22 protein-coding genes are annotated in these 22,287 nt (G+C 70.7%); 8 read left to right on the forward strand and 14 right to left on the reverse strand.

What is annotated here, in order from left to right; all coding sequences use genetic code 11:
• Nucleotides 1-10 precede the first annotated feature (10 nt).
• Nucleotides 11-271, forward strand: a complete 261-nt coding sequence (locus tag LRF89_RS06360) for an acyl carrier protein (protein ID WP_238636773.1) — start codon at nt 11-13, stop codon at nt 269-271.
• Here LRF89_RS06360 and LRF89_RS06365 read toward each other — a convergent pair.
• A complete protein-coding gene (locus tag LRF89_RS06365; RefSeq protein WP_238636774.1) occupies nt 268-1,023 on the reverse strand; it encodes a pseudouridine synthase in 756 nt (251 codons plus the stop codon). The genes LRF89_RS06360 and LRF89_RS06365 overlap by 4 nt on opposite strands.
• A gap of 86 nt (nt 1,024-1,109) precedes the next feature.
• On the opposite strand from LRF89_RS06365, the gene LRF89_RS06370 reads away from it, so the two are divergent.
• Entirely contained in the window at nt 1,110-2,453 is a 1,344-nt protein-coding gene (locus tag LRF89_RS06370; RefSeq protein ID WP_201242842.1) for an MFS transporter, read from the forward strand.
• Between the two features lie 21 nt (nt 2,454-2,474).
• On the opposite strand, the gene nadA is transcribed toward LRF89_RS06370, so the two are convergent.
• Genes nadA through dnaQ form a run of 7 tightly spaced genes read right to left on the reverse strand, consistent with a single transcriptional unit; the run spans nt 2,475 to nt 11,339 of the window.
• Nucleotides 2,475-3,548 carry a quinolinate synthase NadA gene (nadA, locus tag LRF89_RS06375; protein ID WP_201168045.1) on the reverse strand — a complete coding sequence of 358 codons (1,074 nt, stop codon included), beginning with the start codon at nt 3,546-3,548 and terminating at the stop codon, nt 2,475-2,477.
• Between the two features lie 32 nt (nt 3,549-3,580).
• Nucleotides 3,581-4,387: a competence/damage-inducible protein A gene (locus LRF89_RS06380; RefSeq protein ID WP_201168048.1), complete on the reverse strand. Its 807-nt coding sequence runs from the start codon at nt 4,385-4,387 to the stop codon at nt 3,581-3,583.
• Nucleotides 4,384-7,506 (reverse strand): efflux RND transporter permease subunit, encoded by a 3,123-nt coding sequence (locus LRF89_RS06385; protein WP_201242840.1) that lies wholly within the window; start codon nt 7,504-7,506, stop codon nt 4,384-4,386. The genes LRF89_RS06380 and LRF89_RS06385 overlap by 4 nt, the downstream gene beginning before the upstream one ends.
• A 3-nt stretch (nt 7,507-7,509) precedes the next feature.
• Nucleotides 7,510-8,787 (reverse strand): HlyD family efflux transporter periplasmic adaptor subunit, encoded by a 1,278-nt coding sequence (locus tag LRF89_RS06390; RefSeq protein ID WP_201168050.1) that lies wholly within the window; start codon nt 8,785-8,787, stop codon nt 7,510-7,512.
• Between the two features lie 51 nt (nt 8,788-8,838).
• Nucleotides 8,839-9,837, reverse strand: coding sequence for a YbgA family protein (locus LRF89_RS06395; protein WP_238636775.1), 999 nt, complete (start codon nt 9,835-9,837; stop codon nt 8,839-8,841).
• Between the two features lie 36 nt (nt 9,838-9,873).
• On the reverse strand, nt 9,874-10,611 hold the full coding sequence (locus tag LRF89_RS06400) for an HAD family hydrolase (RefSeq protein ID WP_201168052.1): 738 nt from the start codon (nt 10,609-10,611) through the stop codon (nt 9,874-9,876).
• On the reverse strand, nt 10,608-11,339 hold the full coding sequence (gene dnaQ, locus LRF89_RS06405; protein WP_238636776.1) for a DNA polymerase III subunit epsilon: 732 nt from the start codon (nt 11,337-11,339) through the stop codon (nt 10,608-10,610). The genes LRF89_RS06400 and dnaQ overlap by 4 nt, the downstream gene beginning before the upstream one ends.
• Nucleotides 11,340-11,577: 238 nt before the next feature.
• Between dnaQ and nifE the strand changes: the two genes are divergently transcribed.
• The 5 genes from nifE (at nt 11,578) to LRF89_RS06430 (ending at nt 16,307) form a co-directional block, all read left to right on the forward strand.
• Complete coding sequence (nifE, locus tag LRF89_RS06410; protein WP_238635533.1) at nt 11,578-12,975, forward strand: nitrogenase iron-molybdenum cofactor biosynthesis protein NifE; 1,398 nt, start codon at nt 11,578-11,580, stop codon at nt 12,973-12,975.
• Nucleotides 12,972-14,339: a nitrogenase iron-molybdenum cofactor biosynthesis protein NifN gene (nifN, locus tag LRF89_RS06415; RefSeq protein WP_201242836.1), complete on the forward strand. Its 1,368-nt coding sequence runs from the start codon at nt 12,972-12,974 to the stop codon at nt 14,337-14,339. Before nifE ends, nifN begins: the two co-directional genes overlap by 4 nt.
• A gap of 9 nt (nt 14,340-14,348) precedes the next feature.
• A complete protein-coding gene (locus LRF89_RS06420) occupies nt 14,349-14,834 on the forward strand; it encodes a NifB/NifX family molybdenum-iron cluster-binding protein (RefSeq protein ID WP_201168056.1) in 486 nt (161 codons plus the stop codon).
• Between the two features lie 30 nt (nt 14,835-14,864).
• Nucleotides 14,865-15,374, forward strand: a complete 510-nt coding sequence (locus LRF89_RS06425; protein WP_201168057.1) for a NifX-associated nitrogen fixation protein — start codon at nt 14,865-14,867, stop codon at nt 15,372-15,374.
• Between the two features lie 69 nt (nt 15,375-15,443).
• Complete coding sequence (locus tag LRF89_RS06430; RefSeq protein ID WP_238636777.1) at nt 15,444-16,307, forward strand: glycine betaine ABC transporter substrate-binding protein; 864 nt, start codon at nt 15,444-15,446, stop codon at nt 16,305-16,307.
• A 58-nt stretch (nt 16,308-16,365) separates the two neighbouring features.
• On the opposite strand, the gene LRF89_RS06435 is transcribed toward LRF89_RS06430, so the two are convergent.
• Nucleotides 16,366-17,250: a universal stress protein gene (locus LRF89_RS06435; RefSeq protein ID WP_201168059.1), complete on the reverse strand. Its 885-nt coding sequence runs from the start codon at nt 17,248-17,250 to the stop codon at nt 16,366-16,368.
• Between the two features lie 184 nt (nt 17,251-17,434).
• Between LRF89_RS06435 and LRF89_RS06440 the strand changes: the two genes are divergently transcribed.
• Nucleotides 17,435-17,800: a hypothetical protein gene (locus tag LRF89_RS06440; protein WP_238633054.1), complete on the forward strand. Its 366-nt coding sequence runs from the start codon at nt 17,435-17,437 to the stop codon at nt 17,798-17,800.
• Nucleotides 17,801-17,872: 72 nt separating this feature from the next.
• Here LRF89_RS06440 and LRF89_RS06445 read toward each other — a convergent pair whose 3' ends face one another.
• From LRF89_RS06445 to nifD, 5 genes are all read right to left on the reverse strand, one after another.
• A complete protein-coding gene (locus LRF89_RS06445; RefSeq protein WP_201168061.1) occupies nt 17,873-18,157 on the reverse strand; it encodes a 2Fe-2S iron-sulfur cluster-binding protein in 285 nt (94 codons plus the stop codon).
• A 61-nt stretch (nt 18,158-18,218) separates the two neighbouring features.
• The gene (locus tag LRF89_RS06450) at nt 18,219-18,923 is read right to left on the reverse strand and encodes a dinitrogenase iron-molybdenum cofactor biosynthesis protein (RefSeq protein WP_238636778.1); all 705 of its coding nucleotides are present in this window, start codon (nt 18,921-18,923) and stop codon (nt 18,219-18,221) included.
• A gap of 14 nt (nt 18,924-18,937) precedes the next feature.
• Nucleotides 18,938-19,138 carry a 4Fe-4S binding protein gene (locus LRF89_RS06455; protein WP_201168064.1) on the reverse strand — a complete coding sequence of 67 codons (201 nt, stop codon included), beginning with the start codon at nt 19,136-19,138 and terminating at the stop codon, nt 18,938-18,940.
• A gap of 16 nt (nt 19,139-19,154) precedes the next feature.
• On the reverse strand, nt 19,155-20,726 hold the full coding sequence (gene nifK / locus LRF89_RS06460) for a nitrogenase molybdenum-iron protein subunit beta (RefSeq protein ID WP_201168066.1): 1,572 nt from the start codon (nt 20,724-20,726) through the stop codon (nt 19,155-19,157).
• Nucleotides 20,727-20,816: 90 nt separating this feature from the next.
• The gene (gene nifD / locus LRF89_RS06465; RefSeq protein ID WP_201168069.1) at nt 20,817-22,283 is read right to left on the reverse strand and encodes a nitrogenase molybdenum-iron protein alpha chain; all 1,467 of its coding nucleotides are present in this window, start codon (nt 22,281-22,283) and stop codon (nt 20,817-20,819) included.
• Between the last annotated feature and the right edge of the window lie 4 nt (nt 22,284-22,287).

Below are 22,287 nucleotides of genomic sequence, written 5' to 3' on the forward strand. Positions count from 1 at the left end.
GGAATCGGCAGTGGCGGAGCAGACCGAGGCGCGCATCGAGCGGGCCCTGCAGGAGGCGTTGGCGGAGATCGCGCCGGAGGCGGACGTGCGTCGGCTGGACGCCGAGCGCAGCCTGCACGCCCAGCTGGGGATCGACTCGGTGGACTTCCTGCGCTTCCAGGCAGCACTGGAGCGCACGGCCGGGGTGCCGATCCCCGGTGCGCACAGCTACCGCCTGTCCACCCCGGCGGGTTGCCGGCGCTACCTGCACGAGCGGCTCGGGACCGACTAGTCGCGCTCGCCGGCCGGGGCCGGGTCGGGGTCCGCCGCCAGCCCGGCCTGCCGGATGATCGCCTGCAGCTCGGCGTCGGGTTCGGTGGTCAGACGCACCGTACGGCCATCCCCGGGATGGGGGACGGTGAGTTCGGTGGCGACGAGCATCAGCCGCCGGGCGCCGAAGTGCTCGCGGAAGAGCCGGTTGTTGGCGCCGTCGCCGTGGGTGGTGTCGCCGATGATCGGGTGGCTGAACGCCTTCATGTGCCGGCGCAGCTGATGCTGCCGCCCGGTCTGCGGCTGCAGTTCCAGGCGTGTGTAGCGCGCCGTGTCGTAGCGCGAGACCGGGATCGGCAGCTCCGTCCAGGCCAGCGGGATGTAGTCGGTGACCGCCGGCTGCGGTGCGCCCCCCTCGCCGCGGCGCCCGGCGCCCAGCGGGCGGTCGATGCGTCCGGGCGCCTCGACCCAGCCGCGCACCACCGCCTGGTAGCGCTTGCCGATGCGCTGCTCGCGGAAGGCGGCGGCGAGCACGGACGCGGCGTCGGGATCGAGGCCGAGAACCAGCACCCCGGCGGTGGCCCGATCGAGCCGGTGAACCGGGTAGACCCAGTGACCGCCGAGCTGATCGCGGACGCGCTGCAGGAGCACATCGCGGTCGCGGTCGATGTTGCTGCGGTGGACCAGCAGCCCGGCGGGCTTGTAGACGGCGATCAGCCGCTCGTCCCGGTAGAGCACGGCGAGGCTGCGATCGTCCCGGGTCGGGTTTTCCACGGTGGTGCGATCCTCGATTGCGGGCCTGTCGCGACGTTCCGGCGCAGGCGCTGGCACGCCGGCGGCACGCATCGTAGCGTATCGCCATGAGCGATCCCACACCCCGCAGCAGCGCCACCCCCTCGCCCCTGACGACGCTCGTCTACGCCCTGGCTGCCCTGCCGCTGGCAGCGAGCGTGCCGCCGTTCTTCCTGCAGATCGCTCCGCAACGACTGGAGGCACCGGAGGTGGCCGCCGTGGCGGTGATCGCGGTGCTCATCGCGCTGCGCCTGCTCGACGCTGTCGCGGTGCTGGTCGCTGGCGCCTGGAGCGACACCGTGCCCCTGGCGGCGCGGCGCCGGGGCGGCTGGTGGGCCGGTGCCGGACTCACCCTGGCAGGACTGGCGCCGCTGCTGCTGCTCGAGCCCGGCACCAGTCTGCTGCCGCTGCTCCTCGGCGGCACCCTGACCACCCTGGGCTGGGTGCTCATGCGGGTCAGCCACCTGGCCTGGGGCGCCGAGCTGGCCGCCGGCTACCACGACCGCACTCGGCTGTTCACCGCGGCGCAGCTGGCCACCCTGCTCGGCATCGGGCTCGGGCTGGGCGCCCCGCTGCTCGCCGTGGAGGTGGGCGCGGCGCGCCTCGACGCGCTCGCGGCCCTCTACCTACTGCTCGTCGGCGTCACCGCCCTGGCGGCCCTGGCCATCCTCGCCCTGCCGGACCGGCAGCCGGCGGCCCCGCCCGGCGGGTTCGGCGTAATCGCCCGACGCCTGGGCGGGCTGCGGGCGTGGCGCCGGCTGCTCGGCGCCCACACGGCCAACGTCGCCGCCAATACCCTCGCCGCCGCCCTGCTGCTGCCCATCGCCGCCGGCATCGTCGGCGACGCCAGCGCCGCCCCGACCGCCTTGGCGGCCTACCTCCTGGCGGCACTCATCGGCCTGCCTCTGGGTGCGGCGCTGGCCCTGCGTTACAGCAAGCACGCCATGTGGTGCGCCGCCCTGGTCCTCGCCGCCGCGGTGCTGATCTGGATCCCGCTGCTCGGACCGGGCCACACCCTGCCGCTGCTCATCCTCGCTGCCCTGCTTGGGCTCACCGGCGGCTTGGACTGGGCGCTCTCCGCCGCCATCCAGGCCGATATCCCCGACGTCGAAGCCGCCCACACCGGCGCCCCGCGCACCGGACTGCACTTCGCCGTCTGGTCGCTGGCTGGCCGCGTCGGCTTCACCCTGGCCGGCGCTGCGGCGCTGCTGACCGTGGCCCTCGCCCCGCCCAACCCCGCCCCGGGCACGGGCGAGGTCAGCACCCTGCTGCTCGTCGCGGGGATCGCCCCGGCGGCGCTCAAGCTCGCGGCCATGGGGCTGATGTGGGACTTTCCGGTGGACGAGATCCGCCACGAAGCGCTGCAGCGGCGCATCGCCGAGCGCCGCGCGGCGGACGCCGCCGCGGGGTAGCCACCGCGCCGGGCGTGCCGGTCAGGCGTCGCCGGTGCCGAGGACCTGCCGGGCCCGCTCGGCGGCGAAATCGAGCATACGGTTGAGCGAGCGCCGCGCCCCGGCTGCCACCCCGGGATCCACGGTGACCTGCGGCTCACCGGCCTCGAGCGCCGCCGCCAGGCTGCGCAGCCCGTTCATGGCCATCCACGGGCAGTGAGCGCAGGAGCGGCAGGTGGCGCTGCGCCCGGCGGTGGGCGCCTCGATGAGCGTCTTGTCCGGGGCAGCCTCGTGCATCTTGTGGAAGATGCCGGCGTCGGTGGCAACGATGAAGGTGTCGGCCTCCATCTCGGCCACGGCACGGATCAGCTGCGAGGTGGAGCCGACCACGTCGGCCTGCTCGACCACCGCCGCCGGCGACTCCGGGTGGACCAGCACCCGGGCCCCGGGGTGCGCCTGGCGCATATCGGCCAGCTCCAGGCCGCGGAACTCCTCGTGGACGATGCAGCTGCCATCCCAGAGCAGCATGTCCGCACCGGTCTGGCGCTGCACGTAGTCCCCCAAGTACTTGTCCGGCGCCCAGAGGATCTTCTCGCCGCGCTCGTGCAGGTGGGCCACCACGTCCACGGCGATGCTCGAGGTCACCACCCAGTCGGCGCGGGCCTTCACCGCCGCGGAGGTGTTGGCGTAGACCACCACCGTGCGATCCGGGTGCTGATCACAGAACGCCGCAAACTCGTCGGCCGGACAGCCGACATCCAGCGAGCAGGTGGCCTCGAGATCCGGCATGATCACCCGCTTGTCCGGGGTGAGGATCTTGGCCGTCTCGCCCATGAAGCGCACGCCGGCGACGGCCAGCATGGAGGCCGGATGTTCGGCGCCGAAGCGGGCCATCTCCAGCGAGTCGGCGACACAGCCGCCGGTCTCGTCGGCCAGCCGCTGCAGCTCGGCGTCGGTGTAGTAGTGGGCGACGAGCACCGCATCGCGCTCGCGCAGGAGCGCGCGGATGCGCTCGCGCAGCGCCTCGCGCTCATCGGCGCTGAGCGTCTCGTCGGCGGTGAACGCCTCGGGACGGAAATAGCGGGTGGACGGCTCGATGACGGAGGGATCCGACATGGGCTCAGGACCTCGATGGGTAACGCAGGGGATTATGGGGTTGGACCGTTGCCAGCGCCGGGAGTTGCGTCGGCTACCGGCTCCCAGCCGTAGCCAGCGGCCTCGAGTTCGCGGGTGAGCGCCTCCAGCGCCTCGGTGGCCCGCGGCGCCGGCCCGCGCACACCGAGCTCGACCTCGAAGCCGCGCTCGCGGCCGCCACCCGGCAGGCAGGAGATGCGCAGATCCGGGTACGCGGCGGTGAAGCGCTCAAGGAGCGGGATCATCGCCCCCTCGCGCGCCCCGGGGACACGCACCGCGCGCTGCAGCGTGCGGCCCGGCGCCTGCAGGTGGGCGTAGTGGGTGTCCAGCACCCACTCCACCATGGGCCAGGCCATGCGCGGGAAGCCGGGGACGAAGTGGTGGTCGCCCCAGGAGAAGCCCGCCACCCGGTTGACCGGGTTGGGGATCATCCAGGCGCCGGCGGGAAACTCCACCATGCGCAGGCGCTGCTCGGTGGTCTCGGCACCGAACTGCTCGCGCATGGCCGCCTCGGCCTCGGGGTGGCGCTCCAACGGCCGTCCCACCGCCTCGGCGCAGCACTGCCGGGTGCGGTCGTCGGGAGTGGCGCCGATGCCGCCGAAGCTGAAGACGATGTCGCCCCCGGCGAAGGTCTCGCCCAGGGTGCGGGTCAGCAACTGCGGGTCGTCACCGATCAGCCGTGCCCAGGCGAGCTCCAGCCCGCGGGCGTCGAGCCGCTCGATCACCGCCTCCATGTGCCGATCACGGCGCCGGCCGGTGAGCAGCTCGTCGCCGATGATCAGGGCCCCGAACCGGGGCGTATGGTCCGCATGCTCGGTCATGGCGTTGTACCGTACCGCCACCGCGTCACCCCGGCAACCGCGTCTTCATAGATGCGCAGCAGCGCCGGCATCAGGAACAGCACGATACCCGTGGCCCCGGCCAGACCGAAGGCGATGGCCGCCGCCATGGGGATGAGGAACTGCGCCTGTACCGACTGCTCGGCGAGCAGCGGCAACAGCCCGCCGATGGTGGTCAGCGAGGTGAGGATCATCGCCCGCAGGCGCTGGCAGGAGGCCTCGGCCAGGGCCTCGACCACCGGTGTGCCGTCATTGCGGATCTGCTTGTAGAACAGCGTCAGGATGATGGCGTTGTTCACGGTGATGCCGGTCAGGCCGAAGAGGCCGAAGAGCGAGAGCAGGGTCAGGTCGAGCCCCATGACCCAGTGGCCGACCAGCGCCCCGACCAGCCCGAAGGGGATCACCGACATCACCAGCAGCGGCCAGCCGTAGGAGGCGAAGACCCACGCCAGGATCAGGTAGATCAGCCCCAGGGCGAAGAACAGCCCGCGCTGCATATCGGCCAGGGTCTCGTCCTGGAAGTCCGCCTGCCCGCCGAACTCGGCGGCCACGCCGTAACGCTCGGTGAGTTCCGGCAGGACATTCTCGCGCAGATCGGCGCGGATCTGCCCGGTGTTGGCCACCCGGTCGTCCACGTCGCCGGTCACACTCACGGCCAGCTCGCCGTTGTGGTGGCGCACCACCTCGAAACCACGGCGCGACTCGATGGTGGCCACGCTCTCCAGCGGTACCAGATCCCCGTCGGGCAGGCGGATCTGCAGATCGGTCACCGCCGAGAGATCGCGGCGCTCGGCCAGCGGCTGGCGCAGGCGCACCTCCACCTCGTCACGGCCCTGGTGGTAGACCTGGGCCAGCTCGCCGGCGAAGGCATCGCGCACCTGCCGGCTGACCGCCTCGGTGGTCAGCCCCAGGGCCCGGCCTTCGGCGGTGAGACGGTACACCCACTGCTCCTGACCGTAGGGCAGGTCGTCGTCGATGCTGCCCAGCCCCGGATAGCGGTGCAGCACCTGGCGCAGCTCGTCGGCGGCCGCCCGCAGGGTGCCCGGATCCCCCTGGGTCAGGCGGACGTCGATGTCCTCGCCGGGCGGGCCGGCGCTGCGCTCGCGGATGACCAGCCGCTCCAGACCGGGGCGCTCGGTGATGCGCTCCTCCCAGGCGTTCATCAGATCGGTGTTGCGGACGTCACGATCCTCCGGCGAGATCAGCTCCACGGCGATGCTGCCGTAATGATCGCCACGGTTGGCGTCCTGGGCGTCGCGGGCCTGCATCTCGCCGTAGCGCACGGTGTGGGTGCGCACCAGCCGCTGCTCGGAGAGCGCCTCGTCGGCGGCGTGGAGCTGGCGCTCCATGTCGGCCAGGAAGGCCTCCACCCGCTCCGGCGGCGTGCCCGGCGCGAAGCCGACGTTGGCGTGCAGCACCGTCCCCTCGGGCTCGGGGAAGAAGGTGAACTCGATCCGACCACCAACCACCAGTCCCACCGCCGCCACCAGCAGCGCCACCGCCGACGAGACCGTGGTCCAGCGCCACTCCACCGCCCGGGTGATGCCGCGCCGGTAAGCCCCCTCGCGGAAACCGTGGAAGCCGCTGTCCACCCAGCGCCGGAAGCGGCTCGGCTCGCGCCCGCGCTGATCGCCCTCGAAGGAGCGGCGCAGGTGCCCGGGCAGGACGATGAAGGCCTCGATCAGTGAGGCGATGATCACGCAGATCACCACCAACGGGATGTCGAAGAGGATATTGCCCATCACCCCGCTGATCGCCATCAACGGGATGAACGCCGCCACCGTGGTCAGCGAAGAGGCCATCACCGGGGCGAGCATGTCCCGCGCGCCGCCGGCGGCGGCCTCCCCCGGCGATTCGCCGCGCTGGAAGCGGGCCACGCCGCGCTCTCCGACCACGATGGCGTCGTCGACGATGATCCCCAGGGTCATGATCAGCGCGAAGAGGCTCATCATGTTGATGCTGCCGCCCACGCCCCAGAGCACCACCAGCGCGGTGAGGAAGGCGGCGGGGATGCCCACCGTCACCCAGAACGCCACCCGGGCGGTGAGGAAGGTGAAGAGGATGGCCACCACCAGCAGCAGCCCGGCCAGGCCGTTGCTGACCAGCAGGCCGATGCGTTCGCTGATCAGCTCCCAGAATTCGTCGTAGACGGTGAGCTCGAGCCCCTCGGGTAGGGTCGGCGTGACATCGTCGTACCAGGCCTCGAGGATGGCCGCCGCCCCCAGGGCGTCCTCGCCCTCGGCGCGCTGGACGTAGAGTTCGATGGCGGTGTCCTCGCCCAGGCGGAAGTCCACCTGGCCGTCCCGGGCGCGGCGCTCGATCTGCGCCAGGTCGCTGAGCAGCAGCGGCTGGCCATCGCCGTCGGTGATCTGCAGATCGCGGAACTCCTGCACGCCGCGGCGCTGCTCGAGGCTGCGCAGCTGCCGGGCGATATCCGCCTCGCCGGCCTCGCCGCCGGGCAGATCGGTGCTCTCGGCGTCGATGGCAGCCCCCAGGTCGCCGAAGGTCAGACCGGAGTCGAGCAGCACGCGCTGCTCGACCTCGATGGCCGTCTCCAGATCCGGCATGCCGGTGACCTCGACATTGGCCACCCCGCGGCGCAGCAGGTCGTCCTCGAGCTCACGCGCCCAGGCGCGCATGCTCGATGGCGGGGCATCGCCGCTGAGCACCACGCGGGCCACCGGGTCGAACTGGGTGATGCGCCGGATGGTCGGCTCCTCGGCCTCCTCCGGGAGGTTGCGCACGGCGGCGACGCGGTCCTTGACGTCCTCCACCGTGTCGGCCATGTCGGTGCCCTGGAAGAACTCAAGGCTGATGTTGCTGACGCCGTCCGCCGAGCGCGACTGCATCTCACGCAGCCCCTGGACGTCGCGCACGGCGTCCTCCAGGGGGGTGGTGACCGAGTCGGCGACGTCCTCGGCGGTGGAGCCCGGCCACTGCACCTGCACGGTGACCACGTCGAGCTCGAAGCTGGGGAAGAACTGGGTGTTGAGCTGGCTGACGGCGTAGAAGCCGCTGATGAACATCAGCGCCAACACCAGGTTGGCCGCTACCGGGTGCTCCGCCAACCAGCGCAGCGCGTCTCGCCGCTGCTCGACCATCGCCTAGCGGCTCTCCGCTTCGACGCGCACGCGCAGCCCATCCGTGGCCTGCGGGATCTGGGTGGTAACGATCTGCGTGCCGGCATCGATCTCCGGGGCGCGAACCAGCGCCCCCCGGCCCCCGTCGGGGCGCCGCGCCTCGCCCAGGCGCTGCACCTCGATGCCGCGTAGGCGCTTGGCCTCCTCGTCCTCCTCGATGACGTAGAGCCGCTCGGTGCCGTAGAGCGCCTCGTAGGGCACCACCAGCGTGCCCGGCTCCGGGGGCAGCTCCAGCATCACCTCGGCAAAGCGATCCAGGGCGACCTCGTCGTGGCGCTCCTCGACGGCGAAGATCGCCTCGACCCCGCCGCGCTCCCGGGGGGTGTGCCCGGCCAGCCGGTCCAGCTCCAGGGCGAGCCCGCGGCCGTCCACCAGGGCCTCACCGTACACCCCGGTGTCAGCGGCGCGGGCCCGATAGAGGGCCCCGATGCGCGTGGTGGGGATCTGCACCCGGACCTCCAGCTCGCCGGTGTCGTAGAGGCCGACGAGTTCGCTGCCCGGGCTCACTCGATCGCCCCGGCCCACGGCCACCGCCCTGACCCGGCCGTCGAAGGGGGCACGCACCTCGGTGCGGCGCACGTCGCGCCGGGCCTGGTCGCGGGCCGCCTCCGCACTGTCGCGCCGCGCCTCGGCCACGGCCAAGCGCTCCTCGGCGTCGTCCACCGCCTGTTGCGCCCGGATCACCGCCTGGCGCTGCCGCTCCCGGGCCTCCTCGGCGTCGTCGAGTTCCGAGGGCGAGGCGGCGTTGTCGGCCACGAGCTCCTCGAGCCGCGCCACCCGCCGCTCATCGATGGCCAGCAGCGCCTTCTCGGCCTCGAGATCCTCGCGGTCCGCCGCAACCGCGCGGCGCTCCTGGCGCAGTGCGGCCTCCTGCTCGTCGAGATCGGCCTGACGCTGGCGCAGGGTGTCACGCAGTTCACCGTCGTCCAGGCGCACCAGCAGCTCGCCGGCCTCCACCACGCGGCCGTCGCGCGCCCGGACCTCGGCGACGTCGGCCTCCACCGCGGACTTGACGGTGACATCCGAGGGCGACTCGATATAGCCGAACAGGCGCAGCAGCGGCTGGTGGACGCCGGGCTCGGCGCGCTCGGTGGCGACCACCCACGAGGGTTCGGTGGGCTCCTCGGCAGGCGGATCGGGGCGGGTCCAGACCAGCGCCGCCAGCACCAGCACGGCCGCCAGCAGCACCACCACGGGCGCAGCGACCCCCCAACCCTTGCGCAGCAACGAACGTAACGGCACGCAGCCCTTCCTTTTCGTCTCGAATGTCGTGGAGCGACCCCGGCCGCCCGGTCAGACCTGATTGAGCAGCGCCAGTTCCGGCGGGCTCCAGTAGAGATAGAACTGCCGCTCCACGTAGGGATCCGGCCAGTGGCGGAAGTGGTGGCGCAGCAGCGTCACCGGCACGATCAGCGGCACCATGCCGGTGCGGTACTGCTCGATGACGTCCACGACCTCCTGCTTGTCCGCCGGATCCAGCTCCCGCTTGAGGTAGCCGAGCAGGTGATAGAGCACGTTGGCGTGCCGCCCCCGGGTGGCCGGCCGGGCCAGCGCCGCCATGAACGCCTCGATGTAGGCCTCGGCCACGGCCTCCAGCGGCCGCTCGCCCAGCGTCGAGACCAACCGCCCGAGCGCGCGCATGCGCTGGTCGTCGTGGGCCATGAGCAACAGCTTGTGCTCGGCGTGGAAGTCCACCAGGGCCTTGCGCGTCAGACCCGCCTCGACCAGGCGCTGCCAACGGTAGTAGCAGAAGACCCGACAGACAAAGCCCTCGCGCAGGGCCGGATCATTGAGCCGGCCCTCCTCCTCGACCGGCAGCAGCGGATTCGTCTCCATCAGTGTCCGCGCGTAGGCGCCACGGCTTGAGAACCCGGCCGGATGGCCGTCGGGCTTATACACCTTGACCCGCTCCATGCCGCAACTCGGCGACTTGGACTTGAGGATATAGCCGCTGAGCCAGTGCAGCTCACGCCCCTTCTCGCGGCCGTAGGCCTCCATGGCCTCGGTGACGTCGGTCTGCCGGTCACGCACACCACGCACCCGCACCCGCTCGTCCTCGGCCTGCTCCAGGCGGATGGGCGGCCGCGGGGTGGGCAGCCCGATGGCCACCTCGGGGCAGACGGGCACGTAGCGGAAGTAGCGCGAGAGCGCCTCGGTCACGAAGGGATTGCGCTTGTGGCTGCCGTCGTAGCGCACCTCCTCGCCGAGCAGGCAGCTGCTCACGCCGACCGGTATGCGTGGCTCTGGCTCTTGGGCACCATCCTCCCGGTTCTGCTCACTCTCCCGACTCATGATCTCCCTGGGTTTGTACATCTTTTGTACAGCATTCTAAACGTCCTGTGCCGGCCCCGCACCCACACTGCGCTCGATGGCACGGCGCAGCGCCTCCATGTCCGGGACCATGAGGCAGTCGGGCACGCCGTCCGGCGGCTCCGGCGGGCCGTGACGGCACATCAGCGCCGCCTGCATACCCGCGGCCAGGGCGCCGGCGGCGTCGGTGTGCGGATCATCACCGACGTGCAGGACCTCCCCCGGCGGTACCCCGGCACGCTCACAGGCCAGGGCGAAGATCGCCGGCTCCGGCTTGGGGATGTCAATATCCACGCCGCGCACCACGAAGTCGACGCAGGGCCCCAGCGCCGTACGGTAGACATCGGCGTTGCCGTTGGTGATCACGCCGATCCGAAAGCGCGCCGAGAGCTCGCGCAGCGCCGGCAACACCTCGGGGAACGGGGCCACCCGGGCCTGCCGCGCCTCGAGAAAGACGGCAAAGGTCTGCTCCACAAAGCGCTCCGCGGCCGTCCCATCGATCCCGCAGCAGCGGGCGATCTCGGCCATGGTGGCACGGCGCAGGGTGGTCGCGTTGCGCGTCAGCTCAGGCCGCGCGGCGGCGAGTTCGCGGCGGAGCTGGCGCATGCGGTCGGGATCGAAGCGCTCGGCCACCACCGGGTAGGCTTCGCGCAGGTAGTCGTGCAGGGTCTGCTCGGCCGCCGCGAGCACGTCCTCGACGGACCACAGGGTGTCGTCGAGATCGAAGGTCAGCGCCCGCAGCGGTGCCCGGATCATGAGCCGGCCGCCTCTTCGCCGCCGCCCGCCCGGCGCCACAGCGCCGGGCCAGCGCAGGTCGCCTCGATCCGCTGGAGCAACTGCTCGTGGGCCTCGCGCTCCAGCTCGCCCGATTCCGGGACGCGCAGTCGCGGCCGCTCCGGGGACAGCCGCTGGATCGGCTCGGCGCCGCCCGGCTCCAGGCCCTCGCCGTCCAGGGAGAGCTTGCCCTGGCCACCGGTCATGGCCAGGTAGACCTCGGCGAGCAGCTCGGAGTCGAGCAGCGCGCCGTGGAGTTCGCGCCGCGAGCCGTCCACGCCGTAGCGCTTGCACAGCGCGTCGAGGCTGCAGCGCTGCCCCGGATGCATGCGCCGCGCCAGCTGCAGCGAATCGGTGACGGTGCAGTAGTCCTCGAGTTGCCCCCACGCCGGCCCCAGACGGGCCAACTCGGCGTCGATGAAGCCGACATCGAAGGGGGCGTTGTGGATGATCAGCTCGGCATCCCGGACATAGTCGACGAAGCGCCGGGCGATGTCGGCGAAACGCGGCTTGTCCGCCAGGAAGCGGTTCGACAGGCCGTGAACGTTCTCCGCGCCCTCGTCCACCGCCCGATCGGGATTGAGGTACTCGTGGAAGTTGTTGCCGGTCAGCCGCCGGCGCTCGAGTTCCACGCAGCCGATCTCGATGATGCGGTGCCCCTCGGCGGGGTCCATGCCAGTGGTCTCGGTGTCGAGCAGGATCTGCCGCATGGCTCGGGTCCCGGGTACTTTGCAACGATTCCAAATAGTCTGCGGTGCGCCCTATCCCGGGTCAACGCAGGTTGTGCGAAAGGGCACACGATAACGCCCGCCCGTCGGATTTGCGACACGCGCGCGCCGCTCGCCGCCCGGTCACCGCCCGGCACAGGGCGGCGGCGACCGCGGACCGGGCGTGGCACGCGCCTTGCTGCACTGCGGGCAAGCCACCCACGACCGGAGCTGCCCGCCCATGCGCAACCAGGAGATCGCCGCTCTGCTCGACGAGCCGGGCTGCGCCCACAACCAGGGGTCGAAGTCCGGCTGCGCACGTCCCACCCCCGGGGCCGCCGCCGGCGGCTGCGCCTTCGACGGCGCCCAGATCACCCTGCTGCCGGTGGCCGATGCCGCCCACATCGTCCACGGCCCCATCGGCTGCGCCGGCAGTTCCTGGGATAACCGCGGCACCCGCTCCACCGGGCCCACCCTGTGGCGCATCGGTATGACCACCGACCTCAGCGAGCAGGACGTGATCATGGGCCGGGGCGAGGCGCGGCTGTTCCACGCCATCAAGCAGGCCGTGGACGAACACGCCCCGGCGGCGGTGTTCGTCTACAACACCTGCGTACCGGCACTCACCGGCGACGACCTCGAGGCGGTGTGCGGCAGCGCCGAGCGCCGCTGGGGCACGCCAGTCATCCCGGTGGACTGCGCCGGATTCTACGGCAGCAAAAACCTGGGCAACCGCATCGCCGGCGAGGCGGTGGTCCGGCACATCGTCGGCACCCGCGAGCCGGAACCGGTGCCGGCAGAGGACCAACCGGCGGACCGCCAGATCCACGACGTGGGCCTGATCGGCGAGTTCAACATCGCCGGCGAATTCTGGAACGTCCTGCCGCTGCTCGACGAGCTCGGCCTGCGCCTGCTCGGCAGCCTATCCGGCGACGCCCGCTACCGCGAGCTGCAGACCCTCCACCGGGCCGAGGCCAACATGCTGGTCTGCTCCAAGGCTTTGCTGAATGTGGCGCGCACCCTGGAGGAGCGCTACGGCATCCCGTATTTCGAGGGCAGCTTCTACGGCGTCGCCGACACCTCCGCCGCCCTGCGCGGCTTCGCCCGGCTGATCGACGACCCGGCACTGACCGAGCGCACCGAGCAGGTCATCGCCCGCGAGGAGGCCCGCGCCGATGCCGCGCTGGAGCCCTACCGCGAGCGCCTGCGCGGGCGCCGCGCCCTGCTCTATACCGGCGGCGTGAAGAGCTGGTCGGTGGTCTCGGCGCTGCAGGATCTGGGCATGGAGGTGGTGGCCACCGGAACGCGCAAATCCACCGAGGCGGACAAGGCGCGTATCCGCGAGCTGATGGGCGAGCAGGCGCAGATGCTCGATAGCGGCGCGCCGCGGACGCTGATCGACACCGTCCGCGCCCACGAGGCCGACGTGCTCATCGCCGGCGGACGGAACATGTACACCGCGCTGAAGGCGCGCATCCCGTTTCTGGACATCAACCAGGAGCGCCCCCACGCCTACGCCGGCTACACCGGCATGGTGGAGCTGGCCCGCCAGCTGTGCCGCAGCATCGAGAGCCCCATCTGGCCCCAGGTGCGTGAACCGGCGCCCTGGGAACGGCAGGAAGGGAGGACCGGGCCATGACCCGCATCGAACGATCCACCAGCCCGCTGAGCGTCAACCCGCTGAAGGCCAGTCAACCGGTGGGTGGCACCCTCGCCACCCTCGGCTTCCGCGGCGCCGTGCCGCTGCTCCACGGCGCCCAGGGCTGCACGGCCTTCGGCAAGGTCTACTTCGTGCGCCACTTCAACGAGCCGATCCCGTTGCAGACCACGGCCATCGACCCGATCAGCGCGGTGCTCGGCGCCGACGATAACGTCCTCGGCGCCCTGGATACCCTGTGCAGCAAGTCCGCGCCGGCGCTGATCACGCTGCTGACCACCGGGCTCTCGGAGGCCGAGGGTACGGACATCGAACGACTGGTGCGCACCTTCCGCAGCGAGCACCCGGAGCACGCCACCACCGCCGTGGTGCCGGTGAACACGCCGGATTTCGTCGGCAGCCTGGCCAGTGGCTACGCGGCCACGGTGGAGGCGGTCATCGAACACCTGGTCCCCGCCGAGGGCACCCGCCCCGGCCGGGCACCGCGGCGGGTCAACCTGCTGCTCTCCGACGCCGTCTCGCCCGGGGATGCCGAGGCGCTGTGCGAGTTGCTCGAGGCCTTCGGCCTGGAGCCGGTGGCCATCCCCGACCTGGGGGCCTCCATGGACGGCCACCTGGACGACGACGATTTCAGCCCCATCACCACCGACGGGACGCCGCTGGAGGCGCTGCGTGGCTGCGGCGACGCCGCCGCCACGGTGGTCGTGGGCGCCTCGCTGAACCGCGCGGCGGACCGGCTGCGCGAGCGCACCGGGGTCCCCGACTACCGCTTCGAGCACCTGATGGGCCTGCACGCCACGGACCGGCTGGTCATGGTCCTGTGCGCCATCGCCGACCGCACCGCCCCGCCACCACGCATCCAGCGCCAGCGTCGGCAGCTGCAGGACGCCCTGCTCGACACCCACTCGGTGCTCGGCACCACGCCGGTGGGCGTGGCCACCGAGGCGGACCTGCTCGCCGGGCTGACCACCCTGCTCCACGACGCCGGCGCCGAGGTGACCACCGCCGTGGCCCCGGAGCGCTCGCCGGTGCTCGACGCCGTACCGGCGCGCCGGGTGCATATCGGCGACCTGGAGGCGCTGGAGCACCACGGCCGCGAGGACGGCGTGGAGCTGATCCTCGGCAGCGGCCACGCCGCCGCCACCGCCGGCCGGCTGGGGGTGCCCATCGTGCAGTGCGGCTACCCCATCTGGGAGCGGGTCGGGCTGCACACCCGCCCCCGGGTGGGCTACCGCGGCAGCCGCGACACCCTCTTCGAGCTGGCCAACACCCTCCTCGAGCATCGCGAGGTGCACGGCGACGTGCGCCCCTACCGCTCGATCTACCGCAGCGCCGATATCGCCTGAGGAGCCGTGATGACTGTCCGTCACTTAAGGATCGCCGACGGGGAGGGGCTGGAACCCGCCCACCAGGGCTCGGTGCGCATCGCCTTCGCCACCGCCGACCGGCACACCGTGGACCAGCACTTCGGGCTGGCCAGCGGCTTCGCCATCTACCAGGTGGGGTGTTCGGGCACCCGGCTGCTGGAGGTGGCCGACATCGAGGAGCCGGCCGACGCGGCGCCGGACTGCGACCGCCTGGCACCGCGCCTGCAGGTCGTCGAGGGCTGCGCCGCGCTCTACTGCAACGCCATCGGCGCCCCGGCCGTGCGACGGCTGCTCACACAGGGGTGCCAGCCGCGCAAGGTCTCCCACGGCACCGCCATCGACACCGTGCTGGGCACCCTGATCGCGCAGTTGCGCGAGCGCCCGCCGGCCTGGCTGAGCCGGGCCCTGCGCGGCGAACCGGCCGGCGAGGCCCGTTTCGACGCCATGGAGGCCACCGGCTGGTGGGCCGACTGACCAGCTGCAGCCAACCAGGGAGGAACCCCCATGTGGACCTGGAACCCGCAGGACGAGCAACCCGAAACCACCGCCACCGCGCAGGTCCTGGACGACCAGGATCCCGCCCTCGAGACACCGTTCATCCGTGAGCTGCTCCGCCAGGTCCGTGCCACGGACACCTTCGGGGCGTGGGAACACTACAGCGATGCGGCGGTCATCGATCCGTTCATCCTCACCCCCGAGCGCAAGCGCGCCATCCCCGTGGTCGCCGACCCCGACGGCGAAACGGTCAACCGGGTGCGCACCTTCTACAACGCCGTGTCCGCGCGGATCGAGGCGCGCAGCGGGGTGATGGCGGTGCCGGTGATCAACCTCAGCCACGAAGGCTTCGGCCGCGCCTTCGTGCTTGCCGGCAAGCTGGTGGTCGTCGACAAGCCGCTGCGCGACGTCCACCGCTTCGGCTTCGCCAGCACCGAGAAGCTGGTCAGCCGCGGCGAGCGCCTGGTCGACGGGGCGGTGGCCCTGATCGAGCGCTTCCCGGAGGTGGCCCGGGCCTGAATCCGGCGCGGCCGGATCGACGGACTATACTCCGCTGGGGGGTTCGACCCCGTAATGGAGGATAGCCCGATGGCTCATTCATGGTTGCGCACCGCCGGTGCTGCGCTGCTCATTGCCCCGCTGGCGGCCAGCGCCGGCCAGGAGATTCGCATCGGCTGGACGGCCTGGGCCGACGCGGAGTTCGTCACCCGGATCGCCGAACGGCTGCTCGAGGAGCGCTACGACGTCGACGTCGAACTGGTCCAGACCGACATCGCGCCGCAGTACACCGGCATCGCCCGCGGCGACCTGGACTTGATGCTGATGTCGTGGCAGCCGATCACCCACGAGGACTACATCGAGCGCTACAGTGACGACCTGCTCGACCTGGGCGTGCTCTACGGCGACGCCCGCCTGGGCTGGGTGGTGCCGCGCTGGCTGTACGAGGACGGACTGACCAGCATCGATCAGCTCAATGAGGAGCGCTGGCAGGACGCGCTCGACGGGACCATCCAGGGCATCGACCCGGGCGCCGGGCTGATGCGCCTGTCCCACGAGGCCATCGAGACCTACGGGCTGGATTATACGCTGATCGAGGCCAGCGACGCCGGCATGACGGCCTCGCTGGACCGGGCCGCGCGCCGCGACGAGCCCATCGTGGTCACCGGCTGGAGCCCGCACTGGAAGTTCGGCGCCTACCAGCTGGCGTTCCTCGACGATCCGAGGGGCGCGCTTGGCGGCGCGGAGACCATCCACGCCCTCGCCCGCCTCGGCTTCGACGAGGACCATCCGCAGATCGCCGCCTTCATCGGCTGCATGGACTACGACCTGGAGATGCTCAACGACTACCTGTTCATCGGTCGGGACGAGTCCACCGAGGCCGCCGTCGACCGCTTCTTCGAGCAGGAGACCGAGCTCATCAGCGCCTGGGCCGCCTGCGCCACCGAGCAGTAAACCCGCCCCACCGACCCTGCCCCTGCCGGATCCCTCCGGCAGGGCCCCGGAGCAGCGCTCAGTCCCCGTCCTCGAACCCGGGGGCGTCGTCGCGGACCAGCAGCAGATCCGTGGACACCTCCCGCAGCAGCCGTGCGGCAACGCTGCCGAGCAGCATGTTCGCCCAGCGGCCACGCCCGTGGTTGCCCATCACCACCACATCGGCGCCCAGCCCGCCCAGGGCCTCGAGCAGGATCGTGGCCGGATAGCCGGCGTGCACCTCCAGGTGCACCTCGTCGGCGCCCAGCCCCTCGTCCCGGGCGAACGATTCCAGGTCGGCCCGCGCCTCGTCCATCCAGCGCGTCTGCTGCTCCTGGATGTAGCTATCGCCGATGCCGGCAGCGCGCATGCGATCCAGCTCGGCGGTATCCACCACATAGAGCAGGTGCAGCTCGGCCGCCGGGAAACAGCGCCGCGCGTACTGAAGCGCCGCCCGCGAGCAATCCGAGAAATCGACGCCCACAGCAACGCGCCGATACGGCGCATCGGAGTCGCGCCGGACCACCAGCGTCGGCGTCCGTGCGTGGCAAACCAGCTGCTCGGCGGTGGTGCCCAGGATCCAGTCGCGCACGTACTGCCGGCCGTGGGCACCGACGACCAGCAGGTCGGCGCCGCCCTCGTCCGCGGCGTAGACCACCTCGCCGATCACATCCCCGATCAGGACCCGGGGCTGGGCGCGGTGGCCCGGGGTCCCGGACTGGAGCTGCTGCTCGGCGGCGGCCTGGAACACCCCTTCCCGATCCGGCGAGCCGCTGAGCGCGCGCAGCCCCGGCGCGTCGCTTTCGATGACGTGGACCGCCTCCAGCGTGGCGTCCCAGGCCTCGGCCAACTGTACGGCACGGCGCCCGGCCCGCCCGGCGCGTTCCGACAGGTCGCTGGCGAAGACGATTTTCTGCATGCTCATGACGGCTCCCTCGATCGCATCCGGCAGAATCCGGCCAAAGGTCCGGTGCAGCGGGCCTCGGCGCTTGCCCGCGCACCGGTCTCATCCTTAGATTGTGGCACCATGACACGCGAGTGCGGGAGCCACAGCGGGGCAACACGCCGCAGCTCCCGCGGAACCCGGTATCCGAGAGGAGCCTTTACCCATGCTTCAGAAGGAACACACGCGTCTCGAGCTCGTCACCTTCCTGGTGGCGGTGGCCACCGGCGTGCTCGGCGCCGTCGCGGCCTCGGCCGGCGCCTACTGGTTCGGCGGGATCCTGATGGCGATCATGGCCCTGGCCCTGTTCATCTTCGTCATCCCCGGCATCGCCGCCAAGCTGCCGCCGGCGGGGCAGGCCCTGCCCGCAGCCCTGCTGCTGATCCTCGGCCTGTGGATGATGGCGACGGTGGGCGAGGGGCTAAGCTTCCTCGGCTTCATCGCCATGGTGGTAGCCGTGGGCACCGTGCTCATGCCTTTCTACCTGATCGCCCTCGGCGGGCGGGCCTTCCACCTCAAGCAGCAGCGCTGAATGTCAACGACCCCGCGGGACGGCGTCCCCCCTGCCGCCGCCCCGCGGGGTATCCGACCCGCCCTGCGCGGATCAGGCCGGTTTCAGCGTGACATCCCCGAGGATCTGCGCCTGGCAGGCGATGCGCTGCTGCTTGCCCGCAAAGTGCTCGCGTAGCAGCTTCTGCTCCACCTCCGAGGGCGCGCTCAGGTTCTCTTCTCCGTCGAGCACCTTGCACAGACAGGTGCCGCAGTCCCCCTCGCGGCAGCCGTAGACAATCCCCGAGCCGACCTTCTCGGACAGCTCGATGATCCGGGTTCCCGCCGGCGCGCTGACGGTCAGATCGATATCCTTGAACGTTACCTGGGCTCTTGGCATCCCGTGAACTCCTTGTGGCTTATGGTTGGATTCTATTGCTGGCCCCGTCCGGTAACCGGCCTCACGGCGCGACCCGCGCCGCACCTTCTCCGGCCATCAGCCGGGCCAGCCACGGCGGCGGGCGCTCGGCCAGGGCGGCGCGAAGCTCGTCCATGTGCGCCGCGGCCGCTCCCCCGGCGTCGCGCCTCATGGGAAAGACCCCGGCGTTGACCACCTTGGCCGCCGCCGGGCCGCCGATCGAGCAGCAGTACAGCACGTGGCAGTCGGCGATCAGCGCCACCCGGGCCGCGATGCGGTCGTCGCGCCGGGTGCCGCTGCCAGTGACCGCCTCGGCCACCGGCCGGACCTCGGCAAGCCGGCAGCCGGCGGCACCGACTTCGTAGATGAGGAACCGGGCGCAGGCGCCGAAGTGACCATCCAGCTCACCGCCGCTGTTCGAGGCGCAGGCGACCCGGATGGTCCCCTCTGGCGACGGACCCGGCTCCGGATCGGGGACCGGCTCTGGTGCCGCCTCTTCGCCATGCAGGGCCCGGCAGGCGGCCTCCAGCCGCTCCGCCGGGGCCTGCTGAACGGCCTCCAGGTGGTGGGCCCCGCCGGCGTCGCGCAGCCCCCGGGGGGTCACCCCGGCGAGCTTCTCGGCGCTCAACGGTGCCCCGAGCAGCCCGGTCAGCACCCGCACCAGCTGCGATACGTCGAGCTCCGGGAGCTCGCGCGCCGCCAGCCCGATGCGCAGGGCCAGTTCCGGTTGCAGTGACGCATCCTGCATGCCGTCTCCTCCCTTCAGTCGGCGGGGACGATGCACTCGTCCACCTCGCAGACCTCCTCGCAGCGGGGCATCTCGAAATGCCCCTCGCACTCGGTGCAGCGGTCCGCGATGATCTCGTAGAGGCCCATCTTGTTGCGCTTGATGGCCGCCTCCGGGCACTCCGGCTCGCAGTCGCCGCAGCTGGTGCACAGTTCCGGATCGATCTTCATGGCCATGCTCTTTCCTCCTCGATCACCGGACCAGGTCGTAGTTGAAGTCGGTGACCCCCATGTGACGGGTCTCCTCGTCGAGCCGGGCGAGCACCTCGTTGACGATGGTGGTGAGGATGTACATCGCCCCCTCGTAGCCCCAGATGCTGTTGCGGTGCAGGTGATGCCGGTCGAAGATCGGGAAGCCGAGGCGGATCAGCGGCACCTCGAACTCCTTGCCCTTGTAGAGGGTGTCGCGCTGGATGAACTTCCCGTAGGAGTTACCGATCATGAAATCCGGCTTGTCGGTGAAGCACAGCGAGCGCATGTGCCAGAGATCCTTGCCGACGTAGACCTGGGCGCTCTCACCGTACGGGGTCTGCTCGAGCATGGCGCGCATGGCCTTGCCCCAGCGCTTATTGGCGTTGTGGCAGAGCACGTGGCGCGGCTCGGCGCCGAGTTCGGTGAGGAACCGGGTCATGCCCATGACGAAGTCCGGATCCCCCCACAGGGCGAAGCGCTTGCCGTGCAGCCACTGGTGGGAGTCGGTCATCATATCCACCAGCCGCCCGCGCTCGAGCTCCAGGGACTCGGGGATCGGCTTGCCGGTGATCTGCGAGACCTTCATCAGGAAGTTGTCGGTTCCCTCGAGGCCGATGGGCACCTGAACCTCGGGGCAATCGTGCTTCCAGGTCTGCTTGATGTACTTCTTGGTCTTGGTCAGCATCCACGGCTGGAGCAGCAGGGTGTCCAGCGCATTGGGGGCGTCACGGACCTCGTCAATCGGCGTCCCACCGGCGTACATCCGGTATTCACCGTCGGCCGGGGTGTCGAGCACCTCGGTGGGATCGCAGAGCAGTGAGGCCTCCACGCCCATCTCGCCCAGGGCGCGCTTGAGCCAGCGGTAGCTGCCCAGGTAGGTCTCGAAGCCAGGCACCAGGTTGACCTTGCCGTTGCTGCCCGGCTGCTTGTCCTCCATCTCGTTGATGGTGAAGTAGCGGGCAATGCCCTCGAACATGCCGTCCCAGCCGGTGACGTGGCTGCCGACGAAGCTCGGCGTGTGCGCAAAAGGCGTGGGCACTTCCTGCGGCAGATACCCCTCGTCCTTGGCGTTGCCGATGAAGGCGTTGAGGTCGTCGCCGATGACCTCGGCCATGCAGGTGGTGGAGACGGCGATCACCTCGGGCTGGTAGATCTGGTAGGCGTTCTGCAGCCCCTGGTTCATGTTCTTGTGCCCGCCAAAGACCGCGGCATCCTCGGTCATGGAGTCGGAGACACAGGCCACCGGCTCCTTGAAGTGGCGGTTGAAGTAGGTCCGGAAGTAGGCCACACACCCCTGGGAACCGTGGACGTAGGGCAGCGTCTTCTCGAACCCCAGCGAGCAGAGCACCGCCCCGAGGGGCTGACAGACCTTACCCGGATCGACGGTCAGCGCCTCGCGCGAGAAGTTCAGCTGCTGGTACTCCTCGGTGGTGGTCCACTCGAAGGTCTCGTCGATCTTCGCCGCGTCGACGCCCTCCTCCTGCTCCCGGCGCTTGCGGCTGAGGACCTGTTGGTAGTCGTCATCCCGGAACAGCGGGTAGCACGGCTTGATGGCTTCGGTGTCTTCGTTCATTGCGCTTCCTCCAGCTGCGCCGCGCTGCGGGCACGGCGCCTTGCCCTGTTCGGGCGGGCCGGCTGAGCGGCCCGCCCCTGGCTGAGATGGTCAGGCCGCCTTGGAGGCCGGCTCGCCGGTGGCCTTCCACGGCGGGGTCATGCGGTCCCAGACCGGGTTGTTGAGGGTCATGTCCATATCCCGGGCAAAGATCGCGAAGCCGTCGTAGCCGTGATACGGCCCGGAGTAGTCCCAGGAGTGCATCTGCCTAAACGGCAGACCCATCTTCTGGAACACGTACTTCTCCTTGATCCCGGCGGCCACCAGGTCCGGCTGGACCCGCTCGATGAAGCGCTCCAGCTCGAAGGCGTTGGCGTCGTCGTAGACCAGCGTCCCCTCCTTGAGCTCGGGGTAGGTGCGGTCGTAGTCGTCGTCGTGGGCGAACTCGTAGCCGGTGCCGAGCACCTCCATGCCCAGGTCCTCGTAGGCGCCGATGACGTGGCGCGAGCGCAGACCGCCGACGTAGAGCATCACCTTCTTGCCCTCCAGCCGCGGCCGGTACTTGGCGATCACCGCGTCCATCATCGGCTGGTACTTGGCGATGACGGCCTCGGCGTTGGCCTGGATGGTCTCGTCGAACCGGGCAGCGATCTCGCGCAGGCTCTGGGCGATGCGCGTCGGACCGAAGAAGTTGAACTCCATCCACGGGATGCCGTGGGTCTTCTCCATGTGCTCGCAGATGTAGTTCATGGAGCGGTAGCAGTGCAGGAGGTTGAGCTGCACCTTGGGCGTGTTCTCCATCTCGGCCAGGGTGCCGTCGCCGGACCACTGGGCAACCACGTTCAGGCCCATCTCCTCGAGCAGGATGCGCGAGGCCCAGCAATCGCCGCCGATGTTGTAGTCACCGACGATGGCCACGTCGTAGGGCCCGGCCTGGTGGCCGTCGCCGTCGCGGTTCTCCAGGACGTGGTCGCGGATGGTGTCGTTGGCGATGTGGTGGCCGAGGGACTGCGAGACCCCGCGGAAGCCCTCACAGCGCACCGGGATAACCGGCTTACCGAGGCGCTCGGTGGCCTGACGGCCCACCGAGTCGATGTCGTCGCCGATCAACCCGACGGGGCACTCCGACTGCACGGTGATGCCCTTGTTGAGCGGGAAGAGCATCTCGACTTCGTCGATGATCTTCTCGAGCTTGGGGTCACCGCCGAAGACGATGTCCCGCTCCTGGAAGTCGGAGGTGAAGTTGATGGTGCCGAAGGTGTCCACGCCGGTGTGGCCGGTGTAGTAATTGCGACGGCCGGCCCGCGAGAGCTGGCCGCAGCCCACCGGGCCGTGGGAGATGTGCACCATGTCCTTGATCGGCCCCCAGACCACGCCCTTGGAGCCGGCGTAGGCGCAGCCGCGCTGGGTCATGACCCCGGGCACCGACTTGCGGTTGGAGGTCACGCACTTGCTCGGCTGCTGGTCGGCCCCGACGGCGGCCAGGTGCTTGGCGCGCTCCTCGCGGGTAGCCTCGGGATAGACCTCGAGGACCTCCTCGATCAGCGCCTGGGCCTCATCCTGCGTCATGCTGCTCATTGGC

The organism is Halorhodospira sp. 9621 (genome assembly GCF_022228055.1).
In the GTDB taxonomy this organism is placed as follows: Bacteria; Pseudomonadota; Gammaproteobacteria; order Nitrococcales; family Halorhodospiraceae; genus Halorhodospira; species Halorhodospira halophila_A.